The 25,618-nt window shown below is 43.8% G+C and carries 17 protein-coding genes; 8 read left to right on the forward strand and 9 right to left on the reverse strand.

All coding sequences use genetic code 11. The features are described from left to right. The 3 genes from AC2YIT_RS31630 to AC2YIT_RS31640 form a co-directional block, all read left to right on the forward strand. Positions 1-780, forward strand: a 780-nt coding sequence (locus tag AC2YIT_RS31630; RefSeq protein WP_487281858.1) for a hypothetical protein, incomplete at its 5' end; no start/stop codon positions are given. Beyond that, entirely contained in the window at positions 777-1,187 is a 411-nt protein-coding gene (locus tag AC2YIT_RS31635; protein ID WP_487281859.1) for a hypothetical protein, read from the forward strand. The genes AC2YIT_RS31630 and AC2YIT_RS31635, both read left to right, overlap by 4 nt. Further along, positions 1,184-1,771, forward strand: coding sequence for a hypothetical protein (locus tag AC2YIT_RS31640; RefSeq protein WP_487281860.1), 588 nt, complete (start codon positions 1,184-1,186; stop codon positions 1,769-1,771). The genes AC2YIT_RS31635 and AC2YIT_RS31640 overlap by 4 nt, the downstream gene beginning before the upstream one ends. Before the next feature lie 828 nt (positions 1,772-2,599). On the opposite strand, the gene AC2YIT_RS31645 is transcribed toward AC2YIT_RS31640, so the two are convergent. From AC2YIT_RS31645 to AC2YIT_RS31675, 7 genes are all read right to left on the reverse strand, one after another. Further along, entirely contained in the window at positions 2,600-3,292 is a 693-nt protein-coding gene (locus AC2YIT_RS31645; protein WP_487281861.1) for a DNA-binding response regulator, read from the reverse strand. Between the two features lie 1,186 nt (positions 3,293-4,478). Continuing rightward, on the reverse strand, positions 4,479-7,310 hold the full coding sequence (locus AC2YIT_RS31650; protein ID WP_487281862.1) for a hypothetical protein: 2,832 nt from the start codon (positions 7,308-7,310) through the stop codon (positions 4,479-4,481). 369 nt (positions 7,311-7,679) lie between these two features. Then, positions 7,680-8,006 (reverse strand): helix-turn-helix transcriptional regulator, encoded by a 327-nt coding sequence (locus tag AC2YIT_RS31655; protein ID WP_487281863.1) that lies wholly within the window; start codon positions 8,004-8,006, stop codon positions 7,680-7,682. Between the two features lie 321 nt (positions 8,007-8,327). Next, positions 8,328-10,214, reverse strand: a complete 1,887-nt coding sequence (locus tag AC2YIT_RS31660) for a hypothetical protein (protein ID WP_487281864.1) — start codon at positions 10,212-10,214, stop codon at positions 8,328-8,330. Between the two features lie 1,213 nt (positions 10,215-11,427). Continuing rightward, on the reverse strand, positions 11,428-13,020 hold the full coding sequence (locus tag AC2YIT_RS31665) for a T9SS type A sorting domain-containing protein (protein WP_487281865.1): 1,593 nt from the start codon (positions 13,018-13,020) through the stop codon (positions 11,428-11,430). Between the two features lie 117 nt (positions 13,021-13,137). Continuing rightward, entirely contained in the window at positions 13,138-14,247 is a 1,110-nt protein-coding gene (locus tag AC2YIT_RS31670) for a hypothetical protein (protein ID WP_487281866.1), read from the reverse strand. A gap of 303 nt (positions 14,248-14,550) precedes the next feature. Then, positions 14,551-17,415, reverse strand: a complete 2,865-nt coding sequence (locus AC2YIT_RS31675) for a T9SS type A sorting domain-containing protein (RefSeq protein WP_487281867.1) — start codon at positions 17,413-17,415, stop codon at positions 14,551-14,553. Positions 17,416-18,699: 1,284 nt separating this feature from the next. Here AC2YIT_RS31675 and AC2YIT_RS31680 point away from each other — a divergent pair. Next, positions 18,700-20,010 carry a site-specific integrase gene (locus tag AC2YIT_RS31680; RefSeq protein WP_487281868.1) on the forward strand — a complete coding sequence of 437 codons (1,311 nt, stop codon included), beginning with the start codon at positions 18,700-18,702 and terminating at the stop codon, positions 20,008-20,010. A gap of 278 nt (positions 20,011-20,288) precedes the next feature. Here AC2YIT_RS31680 and AC2YIT_RS31685 read toward each other — a convergent pair whose 3' ends face one another. Both AC2YIT_RS31685 and AC2YIT_RS31690 read right to left on the reverse strand, forming a co-directional pair. After that, positions 20,289-20,837 carry a cation:proton antiporter domain-containing protein gene (locus tag AC2YIT_RS31685; RefSeq protein WP_487281869.1) on the reverse strand — a complete coding sequence of 183 codons (549 nt, stop codon included), beginning with the start codon at positions 20,835-20,837 and terminating at the stop codon, positions 20,289-20,291. Positions 20,838-21,414: 577 nt separating this feature from the next. Further along, positions 21,415-21,819: a DUF1801 domain-containing protein gene (locus AC2YIT_RS31690; protein WP_487281870.1), complete on the reverse strand. Its 405-nt coding sequence runs from the start codon at positions 21,817-21,819 to the stop codon at positions 21,415-21,417. On the opposite strand from AC2YIT_RS31690, the gene AC2YIT_RS31695 reads away from it, so the two are divergent. From AC2YIT_RS31695 to AC2YIT_RS31710, 4 genes are all read left to right on the forward strand, one after another. Beyond that, positions 21,811-22,668, forward strand: a complete 858-nt coding sequence (locus AC2YIT_RS31695; RefSeq protein ID WP_487281871.1) for a DUF2975 domain-containing protein — start codon at positions 21,811-21,813, stop codon at positions 22,666-22,668. The two genes, AC2YIT_RS31690 and AC2YIT_RS31695, sit on opposite strands and share 9 nt — an antisense overlap. A 3-nt stretch (positions 22,669-22,671) precedes the next feature. Further along, on the forward strand, positions 22,672-22,887 hold the full coding sequence (locus AC2YIT_RS31700; RefSeq protein ID WP_487281872.1) for a helix-turn-helix domain-containing protein: 216 nt from the start codon (positions 22,672-22,674) through the stop codon (positions 22,885-22,887). A gap of 108 nt (positions 22,888-22,995) precedes the next feature. Then, entirely contained in the window at positions 22,996-23,421 is a 426-nt protein-coding gene (locus AC2YIT_RS31705) for an SRPBCC family protein (RefSeq protein ID WP_487281873.1), read from the forward strand. Positions 23,422-24,402: 981 nt separating this feature from the next. After that, positions 24,403-25,218: an AraC family transcriptional regulator gene (locus tag AC2YIT_RS31710; RefSeq protein ID WP_487281874.1), complete on the forward strand. Its 816-nt coding sequence runs from the start codon at positions 24,403-24,405 to the stop codon at positions 25,216-25,218. Positions 25,219-25,618 lie beyond the last annotated feature (400 nt).

The following is a 25,618-nucleotide window of genomic DNA, read 5'->3' on the forward strand; positions in this document are numbered from 1 at the left end:
GATCGACTTGATGAAGCCAAACTAAGGTTATTGTTACTACTCCGACGAGCAATCAGCGAATTTCTAACAAAGGAGACAAGCAATAACACATTTCTGGAGCTTTTGGAAAATCGAACAATAATAAATTATCAAAAACATCTCAAACACGGAATTGGAAATTTCATTAACTATCAATCGCAGATTGTGCAAGAATACGAAGAAATAGAGCGGCGAATTTTTGTCGATGATTACGCTGAAGATGTAACGCTCGAGATCGATAAGGGGTACATACAAGAAGCTTCTGACTTATACAAAGAGTTCGCCCTAATTACCAAGTCAATCGCCGGTCAAATTGGAGTAAGTACGAAGCGTTTTGAAGGCATAAAAACATTGTTCTATGAGTATCTAATCGATATAGTTCGGACAATATATGAATCGACTAGACTTGGTGATAAAGTGGTATCGCTAAAAATTGGAGATTCTGTCGAATTCCCAAATAGCATCCCGTTTATGCCAGTTTCCGCTCCAATCACATTGGTTAACAGCGTCATCCCAGAAATTATCTTGAATCAAAAGAAGTACGGCCGTGAGCGAAAAATATACTGGTTAGATTCCGATGATTACTTAGTCCTTAAATTTTCAAATAGCACTGACATGTCAAGCATAAATAAACGAGATGGTTATGGATTGAAGATGTGTCGGGAAATCCATAATCAATACATGGACCTTATCGAAATACAGGTTACGAGTGAGCCTCATAGTGAAGTATTTTGCGTAGAGATAAAAATTAAACGAAAATGAAGAAAATAGCAATTCTTGAAGACAATAAAAATCACTTTGATACAATTTCAGCAGGAGCACAGCTCGCTAAGGTACCGTCGGAGATTGTAAGAATAGATGATAAGGGTGTAGTAGAACGAATTAAGGAACCTGATTTGCTTGACATCGTTCCCAGGGACGTTGATCTTTTTATTATTGATGTGAGTCTAGGATCCGGGCATGACGAATGGGGCTTGGAATTTTGCAAGAGAATTAAGAATGAGTATCATAAAAGCTTTGATTCAATAATTATTAGCGAATGGGATTCATCAGAGTTTCAAACATCAATAACGATAGATCGGAAAAACTTTATAAATAAAAATAATTATCAAGGATTTGAATTAAAAATTAAGGTTCGCAACTCAATTAATTTAATTTTCCAAAAATGAGCAATAATATAAATACAAACTGGTTGGAAGAAGTTTGGTTCAAAATTAACGAATTCTTAAAAGAAGATGGCCGAAATATACTTTCTAGAAAGCTGATTGATGTATTTTTATATTTTTTAATAAATACTCTCATTTTAATCACAATTATTTACGCTTCATATCATCTTGTTGTGGAAATTTCTGAACATTTTTTTGAAAGAAACGCATCAAATAAGTTTCCATCAGTATTACACTTTGCTGAAAATATTTTTTTGTATTTTTTACCTATTTTTATTCTATTTGGTTTGTTGAATTACTATAATTTGGAGTGGAGTAGGCTAATAAATAAGACGGATAAGCCAAACCCCAATGCATATATAAGCTTAAATTTGTCGAAGAAGCTGTTTTTCTCATCTGTTCTATCTTATACCACTTTAAAGATTCTTGAGTTACTTTTTTTTAATGAGTCCAAGGTCGAGTGGTCTAGGTTTTTGCTTTTAGGAGTTTTCTTCCTGTCGCTAATTGTGTTTGTAACGCTACAGCATAACGAGCATAACGGGCACAACGGGCATAACGGGCATAACGAATCAAAGCATCCTCAATGATTTACGAGTCACATTACTGATCGGTAATTTCTGCTAAGACGACATTGAATGAGCAATGTGGCAGTGAGCTGGTATTTGAAGCCCATACTGTCCAAGGTATAGTCCACTTCACAGATATTGTGGGCAGGCTATGAGCCGGAGGCGAATAGCAGGGGTCCAGGGGTTTCCCCATGGCCAGCTCCCGCCGAGGAGTCGCTTTTTGCGACGTACCGGCGATAGCTGGCTGTGGGGGAAACTACCGCTGATGTTCGAAACTGTTCGCTTTCGTTCTAAAAAAATCGGATCTGATTGAAAGTGTTTGAAATCGTTCGCTTATGTTCGAAATCGTCTGAAAAACAAACATTTTCGCACTTCGAGAGGGTCTGTCTGTTTCGGGATGCGGCAGGGTTTCCGCCCTGATGTTCGGAGCATTCTGGTGTCAGCATTTACAGACACTCTTTCGTTCACTCCTTTAACTAGAGGAAAACAAACCGATCGATTCTGATCTTTACTGAATCAAAAGCCAGATATTAAACATAGCGAAAAAACAAGTTGACTAAGAACCAACATTCATCAGCGCCAGCCTGCGTTCACAAAAATGGAACGTGTACTAATACGACACGCCCATTCGACATTATTGTACTCAACGTAATTCAAAATAATTTTTGCTGACGAAACCTTGGAGTCGCTCGCTGTTTACAGTTTAACTCACCGGGATACGACTACACGTTTCAGGATTGTCGCGTCCTCATTCATAACCCTGAGTGCCTAGTTACCTTCGCGACCTTATCTATGAACTTCTCCATAAGAGAGCCTGCCATTTCAGGATTGTTGTGATTTTGCCGTAGATTAAACGTTCCGCGATAGAAGTAAAGGTTGAACCTTCTCACTGAGAAACGATCTTAGTTCATTCTGAGTTTTCACACCAAGCCGATGATAAATTACCGCTTTGACTGTACTAACGGTCGAGCTCCGCACATTGAGTATTCCCGCAATCCACTTAACTGACATCCCACTTGCAAGGTGACAGGCTATCTCATACTGACGTCTGGTTAGCGAAGTACCCTTTTCGACAATTTCCTTCGCTGGATTGGGCCTCTTCTCTTTAAGCATACTGATAAGCGTTTCGTTGTTGACGTAACGTTTGCCGGCTAACACAATCCTCACGCAGGAGACCACTTCTGACACCTCCGATTCTTTTTCAACGTAACCCACCACTCCCTGGCTCAGGTACATCCTGATCAGCGCCGGGTTCAGCTTGTAGTCATAAACGATCAACTTTGCCTGTGGATAATATGCTCGCGCGTCTCGAATTCCATGAATAATGCCAAAATGATTTAAATCGGCCCCGTGACGGTTTGTAACATCCGTCAAGCCAAAAACGATAATGTCCGGTGTTGTAACACAATGCTTGTTACGTAGTGAGCTAACACTGGTCAATTCGGTGACCTGCACCAACGGGAAATTGTCTGCTAACAGCTGGCCAAGTCCTACGCGGACAAGCGGATGTTTATCGATCAATACAACGTGTAATGTTTCCATGGTAAAGCTGGATATTAATTAAAAATGGTCCCGGCTTCTTCAATCACCCAAAATGGTATTCATCCAAGGTGGTATGTCAAACCAAAATTGTATAGCGTTATGAGAAAGAAATGCTATATTAACTTGCTTAACAATATATAATTAATAGCATCAAGAATGTCTTAGACCTTATTACAAATCCAATCCAAATCAGCCAATATTATGCGATACCATCCAGACAAGGATCAGGTCACCTATTCAATTCATCTGAGTTAATTTGAATTACAAGTTCTATGGTTCCCTTCAAATCGACAAAACTCGAATCAAGTTCTGTATATTGTTAAGCTACCGTTACAGATTCGTTTATACCACTCCTACAAAATAGAAATACCAGCTCCCCGCCGCTGAAAAAAAAGGCTATATTTCACCAGCTCTTGCCATCAACGATTCCGTCAAATACTCACGGTTCACTTCGTTCATCAATTACCTTCCGGTGAAATAATAGCGAGCATGTAAATCCAAGCCAGAAAATACCCCATGCATTGACGTGAATTACATGGTAATAAGCTATAAGCAAAAAAAGTGCATAACCCCAGGCTAATGATATCCATATTGAGATTAGGATACGAAAGAGATATAAAAGAAAATGAAGACCAACCGTGATAATAAATCCAATCATTCCAAAGGAAAGAGCAACCATCGGATCCCTAATCAAAGAGCGATTTGCGAGAAAGGCAGTTATTGTCCAAAGGGCAAACAGTTCAGTGCAAAGAAAAGCACTGCGGAAATAAATATTCGAAAAATACCTCATATTCAAGTCCCTTATCTCCCGGTGTCGTACATGCGAACCCCTTGTGCTAGTTAAAAGCCGTTCAAGGCCACTGCCAACATTGATACTAAAGTTTCTCGCCGCGGTGAATCTATTTTTCTACTCACCAAGCCGTTCAGAAATGAAGCAAAAGTTGGGGCTCGCCAAAAAGTCAAATGTGTCCCTATTGGGAACATCTCAGTGAATTCTCCTAGGGATCACTCATTGATTACCCAATTTTCTTTCCAGCGACCCCCTCTATTCAATTGATGAAGTGTATTGGGATAGTGTGTGTATATTGACCAAGATTGTTGGCAGGGTCGGCCCTTTTTGCCATAACTTTACAATTGCAACAGGACTCATTGGAGTAGCTTTCGGAAGTCCCCCAATGTCCCTGGATCATCTCTCAATAACAATCCGTTGAATTTTTCTGCTCCCGTCTTGCAAGAGTACATCGACCAGATAACTACCACTGGGCACGTTGTTCAAACGAATTCCCTCGACCGGAATGCGGCTATACCTTCTTAACACCACTCCATCCTTGCTTAGCAATACCAGGCTTTTCACGTGAGTAATTGGAGTGTTTTTCAGAAATAACAACTCGGTAGATGGATTGGGGTAGACAACTAAGCCATCCGAGCCAATCTCAACCCGTAGGCTCTGAATCTGGCTGTAAGTATAAGTCTGATCATTATCGATCATTTTAAGGCGATAGTAGCTAAGTCCCGTAAACGGAGTCGCATCCAGGAAACTATATTTAAGAAGGTCCTTGCTTTCACCTCCGGCGTCTAAAACACCAATCGTAAGCCACTTCTTTGCATCCTGACTTCGCTCGATTTCAAAGCGTTCAGAGTTTACTTCCCAGGTTGTCGCCCATTCGAGGGAGACAGTCTTCTCTAATCTCGTAGCCTTAAAGAAAACTAATTCAACCGGCATTGGATTATAGGTGATTGTTATGACAGCCGTGTCGGTGAGCCCGGTTGCCGTTTCTTTCAAAACATAGCTTAATGGTGAAGGATCACCGACAAATCCCTGCTCAGGACTGAAAGTGAGATTTCCCGTTGCAGGATCATAGGTGTAAACGCCTTCTCCTGGAACAATGATTTCGTTACCACTGATAGTACTGCCTGCGGGAAGGCCCGAAGTTGTAAATTCGACTGTCGTATTTGCTGGCGTTGCTGGCCCTCCACCAGCAATCATGTCGTTGGCGAGTATGTTGATTGTTACACCTGATCCTACGGGATTATTAACACTGCTATTATCGTTTGCAGTAGGGGGGCAACCGGTAGCAGCTGCGATAGAAACAAGAGTTGGTGGAGAAACACAAGTCCCTTCTACGTAACGTGCAGTAACAGAGTAGTTTCCCGGAGGAAGATTACCGAATGACGGGCTCTGTTGATAAGTAACTCCGTCAATGCTATACTCATAGCCGGGGCTAAGCGGAGAGGTGACAGTGATAGACCCTCCTGTTGTGCAGTTGGCATCTACCTGTGTTGTCACCGGCTGCGGAATTGCCACACCAAATGAAATGTCGTCTATGGCCAGGTCATTCCCTTGCGTTCCGAGTGTGTTATTCATAAGTTCAAGATCCAAGCTTGTTTCAGTTGCCGTAAACACAAGAGTAGCTTGCTGCCATACTCCTGCCGAAATGACATTTCCAGTGTTGGCAAACGAAATAAGGTGCCCGTCTGTCGGACTATAAACGTTAAACGAAACATTTGGTTTAGCAGCGGAAGCACCAGAGTTGAGATTCATAATCCAAGCGGAAAAGCTATATTTTGCACCTGGAATTAAGCCAGTGAAACGACGGCGGTAGAAGACACCTCTTTCTATCGTGCCGTCAACGGCAAGCATTCTGCCATTCGTATTACCCGTATGGTCGGTGTAGTTACCAACATAGGCATTCATCATGTTGGAATTCCTGATCAGTCCATAAAACCCATAGCCGAAATCACTGGTAGCATGATGGTAACTTGTTAGCCCGGTCAGCGGGGCACCGAATCCAGTACCCGCACCAAAAGTTTCTTTGAAAGTGGCAGCCACATTGCAATCGTTTCCAATCAACGTAGTTTGTACGAGCTGATTTTCGAATACCACGTGAACAACCTCACCTTCGCTCACTTCGAGGGTTGCCGTTCGGGACGAGACATCAACAGAAGAAGTAGTCTGGCTTTCAAACAAAGTGATCGAATTCAGCCCCCAGCCCAACTGTTCATTCTCAGTGATCGTGTAAGTACCCGCAGAAACTGCGATTAATGAGGCGTTGTCATTAGGACTTAAACGCACATTTTCATCTGAAATATAGTCGCCCGTCTCAGCGCGCGAATAAATGCGGTTTGAGGTCGCAGATCCTGTTCTTGTGATGTTTCCCCAAAGTTGCGTTGCAGGCCCCCCTGTTATATTTAAGAGCTGTTGTGTCTTAACTTCTTTTACCCAGGTTGTTCCAGTTGAATATTTGTACAGGTTGTCATTATTTCTCGCGTAGATACTACCGTCTCCGGACACCGCTACTTCAAAAGTTGGATTCTCGACGCTCCCTAAATTCGCAGAGCCGGAACCATCGTTGTTGATCCTTATAATATTCGCCTGATTGCTCGCTACATAAACAATTTGATTCGTATTTGGTACCGCATCTACATTTTTTCCCGTTATCCCTGGGATCTGTGTCCATGTGGTCGACGGTATAACCCGCTTCCAGATTTGGTCATTGGAAAGAACCGCATATTGAATGCCTTGCCAATTGTCAGACACATCAACAGCAGCCGCGGGAAGGTTCCCAGTTACGTTGACACGCGTAGTTCCATCATCATAAAAGACCTGCCCAGTTGAAGTTGCACTAACGCTCGTTCCGGCTGCTCCTCCGTCGATGTCGATCCCGCTACCTGTTTTGAGCACCCAACTGCCGGAACCACTGGCTCGATAATACGTCGCATAATTCCCCGCGCCATCGGCAGAATTTGCACTTAACGCCCATAATCCCCCAACAGCATCCCCTCCCAAACCTCGAATTGTCGTAAACGTATTTGCCTGATCACTAAGGGTGATTGCCGGAACATTTGTTGGCCCCCCAGACACATTGAAAGTAAAACTGGGGCTGCTTCCTTCATCTAAGGCCTTTTTGTGCAAATAGATATAGCCTGTTTGAGCTATTGAAATATGATTTAACACCACAGAGAAGAGTAGAACAAAGACAAAGTTGGCCCTGCAGATTTGGTAGATATTGATCGTCATAATTATATCATTTAGTTAGTAATATAATTTCCTGGTTTAATTAAGTAGTCGCGAGGACTGTATCAGAAGTTTCAGACAGCGACCGAATTAATTATCCGAACCGCCGGTTTTCGTCGGAATTATCGGCTAACTTATTACACTTACTCAGTCAAAAAAATCAAATATTAGCACTTCCAACAAGTTGGAATAGAAATTTTATCGATAACATTATTTAAATATTGAAAACACTAACAATCAAGCATTTCAGCCAATTTCTCAATAACAAAATAGGCTTTGATATACATTACATGTGGCACTATCCCAACTCACAATTATATCGAAAAGCAGGCAAATATGGGACCATATTGGGTGGACAAAAAAGCGGACAATTTACGATCTCGTTACGCTCAGAAGGCTCGTGATAAAATCATTCAATTGACGACTTTCCTCGAGATTGAACCTTTGCGCTAACCGATACCTGGCGCGGGTCACACTCTTCCGCCCAATACCTAACGCGAAAGCAATTTGTTGCCCCCCCAATCCCAGAAAAGTCAGGATCGTCAGACGCTCTTCCGCGGGAGTAATATTTGGAAGTTTCGCTATCACTCGCGGTAAAAACTGGGGGTGCACCTTAATGAATTCTGCCCGGAATTTTTTCCATTCGACTTCGGTAATTAAGGAACCCGAATAAAGAATTTCATAAATACCTGTTTCCAAATCTTATTATTTTTAAAGGTGAACTTAGGAATGAATTTTAACATCATATCACAGGCATGTTCATTTTTCGTGAGGGTATAAACCAATAGTGAATCGGGTGAGCACCCAGCAGGACCGCTCGAATCACACCTTGTAAATCAAAAAATGATGTAGTTAATTAAGTAAAGAAACACGTCAAATCAGGCAAGATCCGGCGCCCTGGCGACGGCTTGGGAAACGAAATTCCCTCAACCTGGTACGGCTTCAAACATATTGCAATGATACCGGCAAATCGCCCGATTTCTCACAAAATGGGGGTGGACAAAAAGGCGGACAAAAGCATTATCGATTAGAAATCAACATATTACCAATAAATGAATCTAGCAGACTGGTGTCCTCTAGGTTAAATCGCAGCGCCAATCGGTATCTGGCGCGTGTCACACTTTTGCGTCCTATTCCTAATGTGAATGCGATTTGAGAGCCCCCCAGCCCTAAAAAGATAAGAATAGAAAGTCGCTCCTCGGCTGGAGATATGTTGGGAAGCTTTGCAATTACCCGGGGCAGGAACTGTGGATAAACCTTCATAAAATTGGCTCGAAATTTCTGCCATTCCGATTCAGTAATAAGCGGGTTCGAATATAGATCTTCGTAAATATCCATATCCAAAGGTTTCTTTTCGTCAGCCTGAATCTTCTTCTGCAGTTCTTCGATCATAGAGCTTTTTTCTCTAAGACTGTCGACAAACAAATCGAGTTGCCCTTTGGCGGTTTCAATCTCTCTGTGGGCCTTTTCCTTTTCAAAAATTGCCTGTTGTAACAAATTGGTCGATTTAAGGCGCTGCACACGGTAAAGCAAGACCGCAATCGTTAGGAGCAATATACTGCCCAAAAGAAATGCCTGCTTGGTACGCTTTTCTTTTTCAAGGGAAGCTAAGGTTTCCTGCAATGAATGTTCCAAATCCTCGAGTGCAACTCTGGATTCGATGACATCTACACCGAACTTGTGCTTAAAAGATGCAATTTTATCCTGATAAAGCTGCGTCTGTTTTGCATAGTAATACAAGCTATCGGTTTGCCCAAGACTCCTGAAAACGTCACTAAGGCCCATAGCCGATGCGTAGACGTGTTCGTCATGAGGGCTGGTGATACAAAAGTCGTACACGTCTCGCCAGTACCTGTAAGCCTCATGGTATCGCCCCATGGCGTACGAGTTTTTAGCCAGCGCACTTTTTGACAGGAGAATATTCCACATATCGTCAGAGCGGACCGCCACCGATAGCCAGTTTTTCAGCAAAGGCCTCCCTTCGGTGAGATTGCCTTTCGTAGTTAGGTTTTCACCGATATTCCCATTCGCAATAGCGTTCCATAGCTCTTTTTTTTCGTAGTGTTCGCTATTTTCGTCATTAAGTTTTTCAATAATCTTGTTATAAAAATAAGTAGAGCTATCAGGCATTCCAAGTCGCTTGTAACTGGCTCCCATCAGATCGAGTAGCTGGATATCCCAGGGAACATCAGAATTATCTTGATATCGCGTCCGTATATTCAGAGCCCGGTATCCGATATCCAAACATTCCCGGTACGCGAATGCCTTGAATAGTGCTTTGCACATACCAAAATGTTTTGAGTAGAGTTTTCTGTCTAGCAGGTATCGTTTATCCAATCCATCAATTATCTTGAAAGCTTTGACCAACATTGCCAAATATTCTGAATGTCGATGGTAAAAATTATATACCTCAGCCCATTCCAGATAGGTCTCTGCCAAAAGGTATCCGTCCTTCTGCCGACTGCTGAGGTCGATCGCCTCTCTCATCATTTCTATTGACCGCGGGTGGATACCTCTTTGCTCATTAAAGTTGTCCAGGTACGACAAATTCGTTCCTTCAAGAAAAAGGAGATGAATTTTCAATCGCGAACTAGGTCTTCGCTTGTACACTTGGCGTAAACGCGGAAGTAACGTGTGATAATAGAAGTCATCTCCCAAATTATTCCGAAAAAGAAACTCTGCCTCTTTCTTGGAATGGCCGGGAGAATCATCCTCATAGATCGCGATGATGGAATCCGCAAGAATATCCTGAGCGCTAATAGATTGCATCCCGGATAAGAATGCCAATAGGCAAAATAGCAGTTTTAACCCTGAGAAAGGAAGAGCAGATCTGAAGATTAACAATGACATGGTTATCGGCGTTTCATTCAGGACATGTTTTGAGTGAGCATGGTCGCTCTTGTCCATACGACAACCGTAAATTACTTAGATATTTTAAGTGCCGCAACCAGAATTCCGAATCGTCATTGCTCCTGGCTCCGCGTTAGTGGATAGCTTTTGGTTGATCCGGCAACCTGAGCTCCGGAACCAGTTCTGACCAGTCTGCTTGTAAGTGTGAATCAGACTATCTGAGGACATACGCCCGGAACCTTCGCACTTTCTTTCAGCCGAGCAATCCAAGTTGTAACTGACGCCGGCCACTATACGGCAATGCGCATCCAGTCGCTTGAAAACAAGTTCTATCTGCCCAATTCCTAATGTGGGCAATTTTAAAGAACTTGTGAAGGTTTAGAATTGCAAAACCATAAATTCAACCTATTGTCGGTTGAAATGTCGGATGTCAACGTTAATGTTTTACAAAGCTAACGACTTCCCGCTTTTTCCCGTCCCAAGTGCTTGGGGCAAAGCCAATATGCCTGGGAAATAGGTTGGCTTTCCACCACACGATCATCCCATTCCTACCGGTGGATACCCGATATTCCCTTTACTCTTGCTGGTACCAGGAGTGAGTGCCGGACTTGCGCAAGTCTTTAAAGCGTCAGGATTATCTTGGCTCGGGAAAATATATTACTACCTCTGATAAAATACAGAAAAGATTGACGTTCGGCCCAGTAATCAGAAAGGTGTATCAGGTTTCAGCAAGATCGCCCCTATTAAATATCTGCGAAGGCACCTGACATAGTAAAGTATTCTGGGTGTTACTGCTTCCGGTTTTCTGACCGTGGGGATTTAGGAGGTCAGAAAAATAGAACTGTTCCAAAGCCCAAACGACTTCGCATTTCCAGCCACAGAGTCCCGTGTTTAAATTCTTGTATTAAGATAATTCCTCCGAAATCACCCGAACAGTGCCATGTATCTTCGAATCGTGTGTCGTTGCATGAACGTCGGCCAAGACCGACTTGACGCTCCGAAGAAAATTATCGATCTGAATACATGGCCAATTAATGCGAACAACAAGCTGTAAGTACAAGAAAATCCTCGTACTTACAGCTGAATCGAAAATACTCCCTAAGAGGGCTCGGTCACATCATTGATTGTGTTGGTTAATTCGAATACTTTGTTATGTCTATAATTCAGCATTCGAGAAATGGACTCGCCCGTATGGCTCAATTCAGAAGATTATTACGCTACGCCGCCCCCTGCTTTCACCCCGCGTTTATTCTGTGCCAGGCAAAATCAGTCACCTGCTCAGAGCTATTTTTTGGGTAGTTTGTGAACCATTTTTCAAAGTTACCCTTAGACTATATAGGCCCGCTGTCAGACCTTTAAGATCAAGCCCTGACGCGGGGACGCCGCCCTTTACTAAAACCGTATTTCCATTCGAGCCAGTGAGCTCCACCCTGACAACTTGATCCGAATCTACACCATTCATAAAAAGCACGTCTGAAGCCGGGTTTGGATAAAGCACGATATTCATCACGCTAGCAAAATGTACACTAAGAACTCTGCTGAATGTGAAAGTAGCGTCATTATCGACTATTTTCAGACGGTAGTAATTAACCCCATTTGATGGCGCGTTGTCGACAAAAAAGTAATTTATCACACTCTTACTCTCGCCCTGGGCCGCTCTTTCTCCGAGAAGCGTCCAAGCTTTGGCATCAGTACTGTGCTGAATTTCAAAACGATTTGCATTGCTTTCCTCTGTAGTAGTCCATTTAATAATACTAGATCGCCCCTCTTTGTAAACCTGAAATTTGCTGAGTATCACGGGCAGGGCGTCCATGTTGGTTTTTGTTAGATAGGAAGAATTAGCCGCAGTCGACGCAGCGATAGTTACGCCCGTTAAATCTTGCGCAGAAGCACCGGGAGTGGGGGAAGTTCCAGTGGTGAAAGTAGCTGGCAGGCCACTCTCTTCTGTCCCGATAGACCACGAAGTGCCATTATATTGGGTTACAAAATGACCAGAACCCGAGCCAAATGGCGCAACATCTGTCGCGGTGTTATGTTGTAAAGCCACTGTGGCTATCGTTTCAGCATCGGCAAAGATATGCCAGGTCCGCTCGGGGCCACCGGTTAATAATGCTTCATCTGACGCACTCGATCCATAGTCCTGAACACTCACATGAATAGTTCCATTACCCATTAGCTGAGCCGGTGTGTAATCCCCATCGGCAATCCCTACCGGGAAGACAAACCCACTACCAGCCCCTTCCTTGACAACATGGCTAACAATGCTATTATTGGTAATGATCATTCTTTCCGGACGATAACTGCTAATTGTGGCATCCGAATCAAATACGAGATCGCCCGTAATACCTATTCCGAGTGTGATGTCTGCGCCATCCACAGCCAGACTCAGATCTTTGCCGATATACGCTGTGGCTGAACCAAAATTGTTAGTAAATCCTGTATTAATCAGCTCATCAGGAAAATCAAGATTGCTTAATTGCATCCCTTGGGCATTGCTGTGCACCAGGTTCACTTCAATAGCATTGTTGGAGCCATTACCGTCGATGATAGTCGGGCTTGGAGCTCCGCCCGCAGCGGATGGATTAAAGAAGTGTATTGATCCCGTGCCAATTATCATCGCGGCTGGATCAATTACTACCTTTTTGCTATATATCTCCCAGGTACCATTAATTTCATAGGTGCCGGGCCCGATGTAGAGCGTTTCACTTACTGAGGTAGTAGTTCCTGTGGCTGACACACTGAAAAAACCCAAAAGTGTCTCTTCTGAGCCCGGAGATTGTCCATGCGCCAGAAAGGGAAAAGACAACAATGAAAGCAAAGACACCAATGCTTTTATTCTGGCGTAAATAATATCGTTTTTCATTTTGAGATATATTAATGTCAAAAAATCTCTCAACCTTCTCACAACCTTGAGCTGACCAACGACTGGCTAACTATTTAGCTATCTGAGTCGCTCTATTTTGCAGAGACCCTTTTTCGACTAGTCGCCAATGCGTGTAATGACCAACTGAGTTCCCGAAGTCAGGTTAATAGAACTACCGACTGGCATAGCACCACCTTGTCCCCACCCTAACCGGAAAATCATTTCAACAGCGTTTGTATACCTGCCAGAATAGGAGATCGAACCACCATGACTACCCGAAGAGCCAGTTGTATGGGTAGCCTGATTAGAGTGAAGGCGAACAGAAAAACCTCCGGCCGGATTCGGAAAATCAAAAAAGTAACTGTGTGTTACCGGGTTCGGGATCGACGAAGCTCCCACATCAAACTGGCCAATATTGAAGGAAAAGGTCATAAGATAAGTTCCAGCTGGCAGGCTCACCGTATTCGTAACGTCGTTATAAGCTGCGGATATAATCCCATTACTGATGACATAATCATTTGGAACTGAAGTGCTGCCACCTGAGGCGGTCCGGAATACGGTAGCCCCATTGCTCATACCGATAACCATCGTCGCCGGAGCTGATACACTAGCATATTTTAATACCCCTGAGCCAGTGGCTACAACCATCTTATCGCTTGGATCCTCGGACTGACGCAAACCCTCCAGTCTTACGGGATCCGAGCCGCTGGTAGCCGTAACATGTAAACGGTGACTCGGGGCCGTATTGCCAACGGCAACACTTCCTGCCTGATGATATATGTTTGTGGAGTTATCGCCAGGGTCGGTGGGCAAGCCCCCTCCACTTTTTAGCCAATCGTAATACGCAGGGACAGAAGACTGGGTTATACGCGATGCAACCCAGCCACTACCGTCCCAAAAATATGTCCCTAACCCGTCTTTATCCGCTGTTGCACCTTGTATTATCGGATAATTTGAGCTACCAGCCGTGATGCCTGAATTGGTATTATAGACCTGCATGCCGGCGATCGGCGTTCCATTGAGCCCCCATACGCTGGTACTCGTCAGCGCTACACGGGGCAACAATTGCCCTCTGTTGGAACTCTCCAGTTCCTGTATTGCTCCTGCGTGTGGCAATGACGAAGAACCTGTGACAGTACCGTCTTTAACTTTTTGCTGCGCCACCGCTTTCAAAGAAAAAGCAGAAACTACTATTGCGGAAAAAACGGAGTAAATATTTGTTTTCATCTGAATAAAATTTGGTTTTGCACTGATTCGTTGTACTGATTTTCTTGCAATTCAATCTTTTTTAAAAAATTCAGATATTAGATTTCAGAAGAGGCCTCAGATATCTCTGTCACTGTGGTTAATAGAGAGGTTGCTGCCCCCCCTTCCGCAGGAAGGGATGTTGGCAATTCAAGACTTACCAATCCAAACCCTTCACTGCTGACTTCTTTCCAGAATATTACCTTGATTAATACTTAAATACGGGTCTAATCGTCATATTAATAGTTCAATCTTTGGGGAGAATCCAATACCCCCCAAAAGCCATTAGTTACTACCGCCATTTTCATTAATCGCTACTTTACCAACTTTCTGCGTACCATCCTTGAAGTGGATACGGAGCAAGTACAGGCCATTGGGCAAGCTAGGTAGATCTAACATAGGTGAGGTGAGATCTGACTGTTTGTGAACAGCAACGCCAGCCGTATTGGATATTACCACTTCCTTCACCTTGGTTAAATCCATGACCGAAATCGTTAGCTTCCTGTTGGCTGGGTTTGGAAACATCACTATCGAGGAAGGAATTGATTCCCTGTTAACAGAACGCACTTGGCTATACGCAAAGGTTTGGTCGAAGTCAACCATTTTAAGCCGGTAGTAAGATATGCTCGCGAGAGGTCCGGTATCTAAAAGGTCATATTTTTTTAGTGACTGGCTCTCTCCATAAGCTCTTTTCACACCAATTGATCCCCAGGTTTTGGCATCGGAGCTGCGCTCTACCTCAAAGCGGTCGGAATTTGATTCTTCCGAGGTCGACCATGTCAGAAGAACCTGCTTTTCAGAAACTCTAGCGTCAAACGATATCAGTTTTACAGGTAGTGGGGCATACGTAATAGTCACAATTGCCTCAGAAGAAAGTCCTGTGGAGCTCTCAGTGAGTGAATATGTTAGTGGTGTAGGATTTGCTGTAAAGCCGCTCTCAGGTGTGAATGTAAGATTACCAGTTAGCGGATCGTAAGTATACACCCCTTCCCCCGGAACAGTAACCGTGTTTCCGGCGACAATACTACCTGCGGGAAGGCCCGTGTCTGTGAATGTGACTATTGTGTTGCCAGGAGTCGCAGCGGTACCATCACTGATCCAATCGTTGGTCAGAATATTAATCATTACAACACTGCCATTGGGGTTATCCAAACTGCTATCATCGTTTGCCACTGGCGGGCATATTGCATCAGAGACTGATACAGTCACCGCTTTAGAGGTGCAAGAGCCCGAGGTATACCGCACAGAAACATTATAGTTCCCGGCAATTAATCCTGAGAAGACAGGGCTGCTCTGGTAATTCGTCCCGTCGATGCTGTATTCATAGCCGGCACCAATGTGGGATTCGATGGTAATAGATCCCCCTCCATTACAAGTTACATCCGACGATATGGCAACCGGGTCGGGTATTGCTACGCCGAATGAGATATCGTCTATAGCCAAGTCATTACCATTTGTGCCCAAAGTATTGTTCATGAGTTCGAGATCCAATATGTCGCTAGTCGCAGTAAATGCAAACGAAACTTGTTTCCACACTCCAACTTCTGTAACGTCACCACTATTGTCACCAGCGATAAGCGCTCCGCTTGCTCCGTTGTATACGTTGAATGAGACATTGGGAACATCGGTTGCACCACCTGGCCCTATATTGGCATTCACATTCATGATCCACGCGGAAAAACTATAATTAGCCCCCGTGATTAATCCGTTAAACCGGCGCTTGTAAAAAACACCGCGTTCTATGGTTGCATCCACGGCAAGCATTCTGCCGTTCGAGTTGCCGGTATGATCGGACAAATTATCCGTGAACGCGGCCATTTTATCCGTATTATCAATCACCGCATAATATCCGTAGCCAAAGTCGCTATTTGCATAATGGTAACTTGTAAGCCCCGTCAGTGCTGGCCCGTATCCAGTCCCTGAGCCAAATGTCTCTGTAAAAGTGAAGCCCTCATCGCAATTGTTGACAATAGTTGTCTCTTGTGTAAACTGGTTTTCAAACTCAACATGTACTACCTCACCATCGCTTACCTGGATTGTTGCCGTTCGGGATGAAACGTCTACTGTTGATGGAGATTGAGCTTCATACAAGGTGATTTTGTTAAGATGCCATCCGCCTACGCTGGATTCAGTAACTGTGTATGTCCCGGGGACAACCGGGATCAGAACGGAGTTATCGGCCGCTGAAAGGCGTATATTCTCATCTGACAGGTATTCCCCCGACTCCGTTCTTGATATAATTCGCCGTAAGGTAGCATCACCGGTAAGGACGATAGCGCCCCAGAGCTGACCGGCTACGCCCCCGCCAATGATCCCCATCTGTGCACCGCCCGGTTCGGATTCCCAGCTAGTTCCGTTGAAGTGGAATGTAGAAACGATATCAGCAGTATAAATTTCACCATTCTCTGTAACGGCAATTTCATCAAGATTGCCATCCGGCTGATCAAGGTATACTTCCCCTGTCCCATCATTCTTTATCCGATAAACATCCCATCGATCCCACCTAATATAAGCAAGTTCGTTTGTGCCGGGAAATGCATCGATTGCATAGGCCTGCACTCCGGGCACCTGCTCCCAGGTCAGAGATGGCAGTGTTCGCTTCCAAACCTGGTAATTGTCAAGTAACGCATACTGAATCCCGGTCCAGTTATCGGAAACTTCAATAGCTGGCGACGGCAGGTTACTTGTTACATTGCTGAGCGTAGTGCCGTCATAGTAATAAACCTGACCAGCCGCATCAGCACTGATATAATTACCTCCTGCCCCCCCGTCTATGTCGACCGCAGTCCCGGGCGATTGCACCCACGTTCCCGTACCAGGTGCGCGGTAATACGTCGAAAAGTTCCCATTTGCATCGGCATTATCTGCTGCCAGCGCCCATAATCCACCAGCTGCATCACCTCCCAGGCTGCTTACCAGTTTATAGGACTCGGGCTGATCATTGAGGAGAACGTTGGGTACAGCAGTTGGCCCCCCGGTAATACTAAATTCGAAATTGGGGCTATTAATCTCATCCAGTGCTTTTTTATGCAGGTAGATGTAGCCGGTTTGAGCTCGGGAAAGACTCTGGATACAAAGTAGAACAACTACAACATGCGCCCAGCGGAAAAAGCATGCCTTATACTTAGTAAAATGTCTTCTCAAATTCATAATACAGGTTGTTAGTGATTTTTAGTATGAAGCTCTTTAAGGTGTCAGAATGAATATCCTTTGTGTTCTCCATAGCGTTGGGAACACAAAGGAAGCGGTGCAGACACGTCGTATTTTCATAGCGAGGCCGCTTTGCATCTAGCGGCAAATATTGCTGCCGCATTGGATACGCCCATATTTAGGAGCGCTTTCAAGATCAATTGGTCTGGTTACTATTAGGCCTGATGGTGTCGGATCGCCTCGGATCTACAACAACAATTTGAATCGTCCCAGAACTTGGATTCGCACTCTGTAATTTGTTAGCTGATTGTATTGACGCGATTTTTTGGTAGCATATTTCCCAAGTTTTCGTTACATGTAACAGGATAGTTTAATCGTATCTGCTAAAATGTGGCGTTATGGAAAATCGCAATAGCTCATTAGTAAAATTTCCCATTACCTGCCAGTCTCGATTGCCAATTACTGGACGATAATACTGAGAAGTCAAAGTTATTCGAATAGGATCTAGGTGGACAAAAAAGCGGACAAGCAAGTAACTATCTGATTTTAAGATAATTAAATCATAACTTCATTTATGTACTAGCGGATACAGATCTCCCCTAAAATGTACCCTTCCAAGTATTTGGAGCAGTTGTATTGTATTGCGAACATACGGATGCAGAAGAAACCAAGTCACGTTTAAAACCCAAAGCCATTGGGACAGCTAAGCGAAACGGACAAAATACGATCGTCTATAATCCAAATTCCAGGTTTGTTGGTCCGAGAACGGCTTCCAAAAATGAACCTTGAGTCGAAAGGATTCGCAAACTTCTAGCTACTTAATACAGCTATCGAGCTCACGCCGATTGTCGGGTTGCCTACAATTGCTAGGATAGATGCGTACAAACGACTAAATTTGTTACGGAGAATATTGAACTGAAGCCAAATAAAGTCATTTCATCCGGTCCCCAATTCGGTCACCTATTCGACAGGTGCGAATAACTTAACTGACAATCAACAACTTTCGTCAATATTTTGCGATTCCAGCGGGATCACTGAAAGCGCCTCAAAGGGCGCTTTTTTGTTTTAAATTGTTCTGAAAATCAGCTTGTTTCAAAATTTTCGAGTCATTCCTGATCAAAGTAACCTATCCGATTCGGTTACCGTTTCGGTTACCTATCTGATTTTCTAAATTAGGTAACCGAATTTCCGAAAATAGCTTGTGTGATGTGGTTTTGAGGAAATCGATGCGTCGCCTGCGGGAAGTCCCCGCAGGGAACATTAGATCACTTAAAAATGTGAAGGATGAAAAGCAATCAGAAACTTTCGATCCTCTTCTGGCTATTCAAAGCCAAAGCAACCAAAGACGGCAATGCGCCGATTTATGTCCGGATTACCATCGATGGTCTCGATGACGAAATCTCCCTCGGCAAAAAAGTGCACCCGGACGACTGGTGCAACCGAACCAAAAAGGTTACTGCGTCGGGCATGGAAGCCAAACTGATCAACATTGCTATCGATCAGGCGCGCACCTCGCTGACATCCCAATTCATGGTGCTGCAATCGCAGTTTGAGTGTATTACGCCGACGATGCTGAAGAACGTCTACAAAGGCAAACCGGTCGAAGACAAAGACGATGCCTCAAAGCAAGGTTTAAAAAAGCAGCAGTCCCTGCTTCAAGCATTCGACGAACATATCGAAAAGTTCGAATTAATGGTTCAGCGAGGCATGCGTTCAGACAACACGCTGCGGCATTGGCGAAAACTTAAAAGACATGTAAGTGCTTTCATAAAGTTTCAGTACAAAACATCGGATCTGAATTTTTCAGAGTTGTCTGGGCTATTTGCCGAAGAGCTTTATGAATACTTGACGCTTCACAAGCCGAAGCCGCTCGCGGAGGTGTCTGCTCGTAAGGATGTAAAATGGACCAGGCAGATCGTAAAAATCGGTGTCAAGAAGGATTTCATAACACGCAACCCGATGGAAGGTTTTAAATGCTCCGGCGGCGATGTCGAGGTGATCCCATTGGAATTTGAACAGGTAGAACGCATCCATCGAAAGAAGCTGCACGTTGAAAGGTTGGCTGAGGTGCGAGACGCTTTCATCTTTCAATGCTTTACCGGTTTTGCCTACCAAGACATTTATGGGCTCACACGAGATAGCATAACACTTGTCGGTCCGAAGAGGGAAAGGTGGCTGGTTCGGAAACGAGGAAAAACACAGGTTGGCGAAATGGTACCGATACTGCCTATCGTTGAAGAATTGATTGAAAAATACAAGTATCATCCCTATTGCATAGCCCACGATAAATTGATCCCAGTGAACAGCAATTTCAGGTACAACACCTATTTGAAAGAGCTGGCAGATCTCTGCGATATCCGTGACATCACCGGAAACATTAGAAGGCTCGACACGCATGACGCCAGACATTTCTTCGCCGATATGATGCTGAATAATGGCGTGCCTTTGGAAGATGTAAGCAAAATGCTCGGACATAGGAACATTAGAACTACGATGCGTTATTGCCGGGTGAGAAAATCGCGCATCAGCGAAAATGTAGGACTAGTCAGAGATAGGTTGTTTACTAAAACCGGAAAGCTCCGACAGGCATCCTGAATGCCACTAAGGTTATCGGACATCGTACCAGCAATATCATGTTAACAGCTAGATCCTGTGAAGTTCCGTTATGCCGGGGTCCCAGCGGGATCACTAAAAGCGCCTCAAAAGGCGCTTTTTTCGTTTAAAAAGGTCATTTTTTTACTGTTTATCGAAGATAAGCATATCATTCTGATTCAATCCAGATCAAGGCATTCGGTAACCTGCTTTACTTACTAAATTAGGTTACCGAATGGACATGTTTGACAGAGGCAATTTTGACCAAGGTTTCTCAAACATCAATGTTTTTCTAACCTTAAACTGTGAGGATGATGAATTTCAAACAGAACCTGACTGTACGCAAAGATCACTACACCGATTCCGTCGTTGAATAGTGATTCTCCCACAATGTTGGTTTCAACCGTCTTGGATAAATGCGCTTTTTTGAGAATTCCCATCACAGCAATCGGATCAGTTGGTGAAATCAATGCTCCAAACAACAGGCAGTATATTAGGGGAAGCTCCGCGCCGAGCACCGGAAGCAGGTAGAAGACGCCAATTCCGACAAGGAAAGTTGAAATCACGGTGCCCAGCACGGCGAACAGGGTGATACTTTTTGCCGACTTCTTTAAATCGTTCACATCGACATGCAGGGATCCGGCAAAAAGAAGGAAACTGAGCAATATCCCGAGCAAAAATTCCGAAAAAGCAATAAGAGCTAATTCCTGTTGAACCAGCTTTGTGAATCCTTCGGAAAAATGGCCGGCTACAATAACACCCAAAGCTGAGAGTGTTCCCAGCAACATCAGACTTATGCCGGAGGGAAGCTTTAAGACTCTCGTGTTCAAATAAGAAAACCCGCAGCAAGCGTAATCAGGATAGAAAAAAGGGTAAATATCTCCATGCGTTTTATTTTTTTAAAATCAGCAGACTCTATCATCTCTTGTCGTTTAACCTATATTTCGAAGCTGGCTGGAATGTCAACGACATGACTTTTAAGCATGATGCAAATTCTGGCTATTGAAAGCAGATCAAAAGGTTTATATATTGTATTACCACGAAAAGCACTTCTCAGGCGAAAATAGAGAAGTGGTAAGATAGTACATTCCCGGAAAAATCACAGAAAGTTACTATTGGGAATAGTGCCAACTTTCCTGAATTAAAGGCAATCTTCGAGCTTTGTCCTCGGCAGGTACTTCCTTAAAGCTACATGACCCATGCGCCAGGAGTTGTATGCGGAAGGGTGAAATGACAGACTTGTCTGCCGCCTGACTCACTTCTCTTCCAAAAGTACAAACTTGCATATAGAAAATCTGTACGATGGCCCCTTAGGACAAATTTGAGTACTTACTGTCACCGGCGGTACAAGTATTTTTTCAAAATCTAAGAACTATTCCGGGAGCAGGACGTCCTGCTGCTGAATTCTCAGCGTTTGATTTTTGAGATGGTTTGTCCCATCAGAATGCCTGTTTTGCCCGCGTCTTCAAGGGCAAGCTCTATGGCCGCCTTGATCAATACTTTTACCGGAGAATTACGGTAATCGTTCTTACCAGTAATAGGTATGTGTCTGATCAGCTTGCCGGTACCTCGCAATAGACCTTCCGGATCAGGTAACAGGGTGCCCTTATTAAAACCCAGGTTCATGTGGTTCGAATATATCGGGAGCATGCAAAAACCGTCCGTCATTTTCTCCGTTACCGAATACAGGGATGTAAGCGCGTGTGTATGGTACAACAGCTCATTGGCGCCAGGGCACTCTTCCAATATGAACATCCGCAAATCTTCGTAAAGATCCGTCAGGTCCTTGCTTTTAAATTCAAGATGAAACAAGAAATCTGGATGGATCTTCCTGGTGTTTCTCATGGCGTTATTAATTTACATGTTAAACCTAAGATAAGAAGCCGAAACCTTTTTGTACAAAACACCGAGACAATGGTAAAATTATTATTTTTAAGCTTGTTGTCTCAGCCCCTGCCACCGCTGTCTGACTCATCTCTTAAATTCCATTTTGTACTGTTCCAGGTTGAAAACCGAGGAGCAGCTCATCTGTTTTCATTAGACCGCTTCTCAAATAAAGGCATATTTTTATTGTTATTCAATAAAAATATAATTAATTGCGACATAAATCAAATATCATCAGCTATGTCAAAAGCAAACAACGTCGTTTTTACAGGTCTGCGTATCATTGCGTGGTTAATCTTTGTCGGCTTAGGTATTGAAGCCGGGGGGCTGATCGTAAATTTCATATTCAGCCTATACAAACCCGACTTCGTGCAAAACCTTTATCAGAAGCTCGATCTAAGCGAGATGTATCATCTTAGCAAATGGGCATTCTTCGGGATGTATAGTTTAATTCTAGCCATAGCCATTTTGAAAGCAGTCCTTTTTTATTTTGTCATCATGCTGGTAACCAAATTTGACTTATCCAAGCCCTTCAACAACTTCGTCGCAAGGCAGATTTTACGAATTAGTTACTTTACATTCTCTATCGGACTTCTAAGCTATATAGCCAGGCAGGCCACCAACAATTTATCGCACCGCGGCTTTGTAACAGACAACCTAACACAGTTCTGGGCAGACAGTCAGGCTTTCATATTAATGGCTGCAGTAATCTATATTATCGCGGCTATATTCCGAAAAGGAATCGATATTCAAAACGAAAACGACTTAACTGTGTAAACCATGCCAATCATAGTAAACTTAGACGTGATGATGGCGAAGCGAAAAATCTCCCTCAATGAGCTTTCTGAACGAGTTGAATTGACACTTTCCAATCTCTCTATCCTAAAAACGGGAAAGGCAAAAGCAATCCGTTTTAGCACCCTAGAATCAATTTGTAAAGCCTTGGATTGCCAGCCAGCCGACATTTTAGAATACGTGCCTGGGGAAAATGGATAGGTACCAGATCGATCCAAGAGCGGAAGCTGTCCAACAAACGAGCAGTCAGCGACAACAAACTTTGATAAATAACGTTAGGTATTTTCCAAAAGACCTAAAATCAACTCTATGAGCAAGAACTTAATTGTAAAAGATCAGGTTGAAATTCATGCTTCCAAAAGTAGAGTTTGGGAAATATTAACAAACCCTGAATTCATCAAGGAATGGGATGACATTCCCGAAAACTATTCCGGCGGAAATATCGGACCCGGCAGCGTGATAGAATGGGAAGGGTACTCAAGACTAACAGCTACGGAATTTGACGCGCCGAATGTCTTGAAACTAAATATGTATTTACCTAAAGTCGAACTGGACCCAAAGCAATACGATGTAAACTATCAATACAAGTTAACAGAACAAGATTCGGGAACAATTTTAGACATAGAAATTGGGGACTTTTCACCACTTCCAAAAGCAAAAGAGTATTATGATGCATCCCAGGAGTGGATTCAAACGGCAAAACAAAAAATAAAAGAACTCTCCGAGAACGGCTGAGAAGACCCACCAGATTACCTTCTTAGCCGAGCCCATACAACTGACTTTGACGCAAATAAATGACAGAACCGAAATGCGTTTCGTCCATCCGCTGAGTGCCCCCTGCGCTCGCCGGAGATGTAGGTTCTCCGGCTGAGAGTATTATCTGAATATGTTGGTGGCCGAACGTGAAAGCAAAAAGCTGCCTTATTCGAAGACTACTACCCAGCGTTAAAGTCACACTATATTACCAAGTGAGTTGCCAATGTCTTTACGACATCACATCCCTTCATACAGGCACTCAACAAATTGCAGACACTTTTTTCTTTTATTGTCAGTGGGCCGAAGCTGCCAACTGGATCACAAAGTGTTACAAAATCTCATGTCACATTTTAATAAAAATTGTATTCAATTACTTAATAAGTTGGCATATCGAATAAAAACGCCCATTCCTCAAATTCATTTTTAGGCATCGAACTACTTGAATTGCCTTGACTTATGTTTCCGACTTTTTGAAATTGAGGCACTTAGTTCGATTGACACATCGACTTACCGAACCCATTTCGGCTGCAGTACCATAGGGATAGCTCATTGGATTCGAGCCCAATAAAAAGCAAATGAATAAACTCACCCTAAGGAGAGATCAAGTGGTGCCTGCTATCCAAGCGTCGTAAAACGGTCATCGATATGCGAGCAGCGGAGCAAGTTTTCGACGAGCTTTTTATCTCGTAAACCGCCTCATTGCAGAGATAAATACGGGTATGTTGTTTAACCGGTAATCTAAATTTGCGATAAGTCTCAAACACCCTTATTGGCCTAGAACACCAGGTAAGTAAATAGGACTGCTGGATGGCAACTGCTGTTCGGCTTTTTTATTCGCCTATGTGGTCTTACGGCTTCAACTGTATCGATCAGCCGAAGCGCTTGGAGTAATTTAACTACCTTCGTAAGTAATATCATGACTTTCGTTTTTGGCCCAATTCTACACGCTTGATCCACCAGATGTCAACCACGCTTCGTGTTATCGACAAGATTCAGCAACAGAGCATCAAAATTGCTCCGTTCAAAAAAGATATCCGTAAGACAAAGCCGCACAAACACAATAGCTATTTCGAGATCATTTATTTGAGTGCCGGTTCAGCCTTCCATGCTATTCACCTGATCAAATATCCCGTCAGCCCGCCAGTCATTTACACGGTACGGAAGGAACAGGTACATCATTGGGAACTGGAAACAGAACCCGAAGGCTTTGTGCTGATCTTAAAGAAGGAATTTGTCGATCAGAGCCTGGATGGACAGCTCAAAGCATTGCTGGGGGAGATCAGCGCTTCTCCTTACGTACAGCTTACCGAGGACATGGCGATCCGTCAGCTTTTCCAAATGCTGACGGATGAATACAATCCTGCAGAAAACAATAATACGCCGGTAGTAGAAGGGCTGCTTAAAGCGCTGCTAGGCAAAGTCCTGCATACAGCTGTGCCGACCTCCGTAGCCGGGAAGAAGGAAAACCTTTTTCAGGACCTGCAGCACCTGTTAAGCCAGGACAAACAGGTTCGTAACACCGTTTCGCATTACGCGTCGGCCTTGCACACCAGCCCGCAGAACCTGAACGCGGCTTGCCGCAAATCCGGCGGAGAGTCTGCTGCCCAGGTTCTGGCCGGATTTATCATCAGCGAGGCAAAGCGTCTGTTGATCTATACCGAAATGACGGTTTCCGAAATAGCCATGCAGATGGATTTCAAAGACGACTCCCACTTTGTCAAATTTTTCAAACGGCACACCGGGCAAACACCAAATGCCTTTCGGCAGTCCATTTAGAATATACCATTCTATTTTCAAATAGACCATAATTTTAGCTATTGACTGTAGGAAATTTGCGGAAGATGTCAGGGATAGGTTATTTACCAAAACCGGCAAGCTTCCTAGGCGTACATAAAACTACTTGGCCCGGCGCAAGCAAATGTAATGCTGACCGCCGGGCCAGTTAGATGAGTTTTCTGTACGGAGTCTCTAATTAGACCACTTAAAGCGCCTCAAAGTGGGCTCTTTTTTTCAAACCCACTTTGATGGCCAAACGGCACCCAGATAACTCTTGCGTCCGCTGTTGTGTACTGCGATTCGTCCGGTCGCGCGACTAGACGTTCGATTTCGGACATTCCTGACGTAAAGAAAATCACCGATCTAATTTAATATCAACACCTTATACAAGGCCAATCCC

Source organism: Dyadobacter sp. SRI_021 (genome assembly GCF_057586235.1).

Excerpts from the sequence above, each read along its gene's own strand:
- AC2YIT_RS31635 (WP_487281859.1), top strand. The coding sequence starts at position 777 with ATGAAGAAAATAGCAATTCTTGAAGACAATAAAAATCACTTTGATACA.
- AC2YIT_RS31640 (WP_487281860.1), top strand. The coding sequence starts at position 1,184 with ATGAGCAATAATATAAATACAAACTGGTTGGAAGAAGTTTGGTTCAAA.
- AC2YIT_RS31645 (WP_487281861.1), bottom strand. The coding sequence starts at position 3,292 with ATGGAAACATTACACGTTGTATTGATCGATAAACATCCGCTTGTCCGC.
- AC2YIT_RS31650 (WP_487281862.1), bottom strand. The coding sequence starts at position 7,310 with ATGACGATCAATATCTACCAAATCTGCAGGGCCAACTTTGTCTTTGTT.
- AC2YIT_RS31660 (WP_487281864.1), bottom strand. The coding sequence starts at position 10,214 with ATGGACAAGAGCGACCATGCTCACTCAAAACATGTCCTGAATGAAACG.
- AC2YIT_RS31665 (WP_487281865.1), bottom strand. The coding sequence starts at position 13,020 with ATGAAAAACGATATTATTTACGCCAGAATAAAAGCATTGGTGTCTTTG.
- AC2YIT_RS31670 (WP_487281866.1), bottom strand. The coding sequence starts at position 14,247 with ATGAAAACAAATATTTACTCCGTTTTTTCCGCAATAGTAGTTTCTGCT.
- AC2YIT_RS31675 (WP_487281867.1), bottom strand. The coding sequence starts at position 17,415 with ATGAATTTGAGAAGACATTTTACTAAGTATAAGGCATGCTTTTTCCGC.
- AC2YIT_RS31680 (WP_487281868.1), top strand. The coding sequence starts at position 18,700 with ATGAAAAGCAATCAGAAACTTTCGATCCTCTTCTGGCTATTCAAAGCC.
- AC2YIT_RS31695 (WP_487281871.1), top strand. The coding sequence starts at position 21,811 with ATGAAACAAGAAATCTGGATGGATCTTCCTGGTGTTTCTCATGGCGTT.
- AC2YIT_RS31700 (WP_487281872.1), top strand. The coding sequence starts at position 22,672 with ATGCCAATCATAGTAAACTTAGACGTGATGATGGCGAAGCGAAAAATC.
- AC2YIT_RS31705 (WP_487281873.1), top strand. The coding sequence starts at position 22,996 with ATGAGCAAGAACTTAATTGTAAAAGATCAGGTTGAAATTCATGCTTCC.
- AC2YIT_RS31710 (WP_487281874.1), top strand. The coding sequence starts at position 24,403 with ATGTCAACCACGCTTCGTGTTATCGACAAGATTCAGCAACAGAGCATC.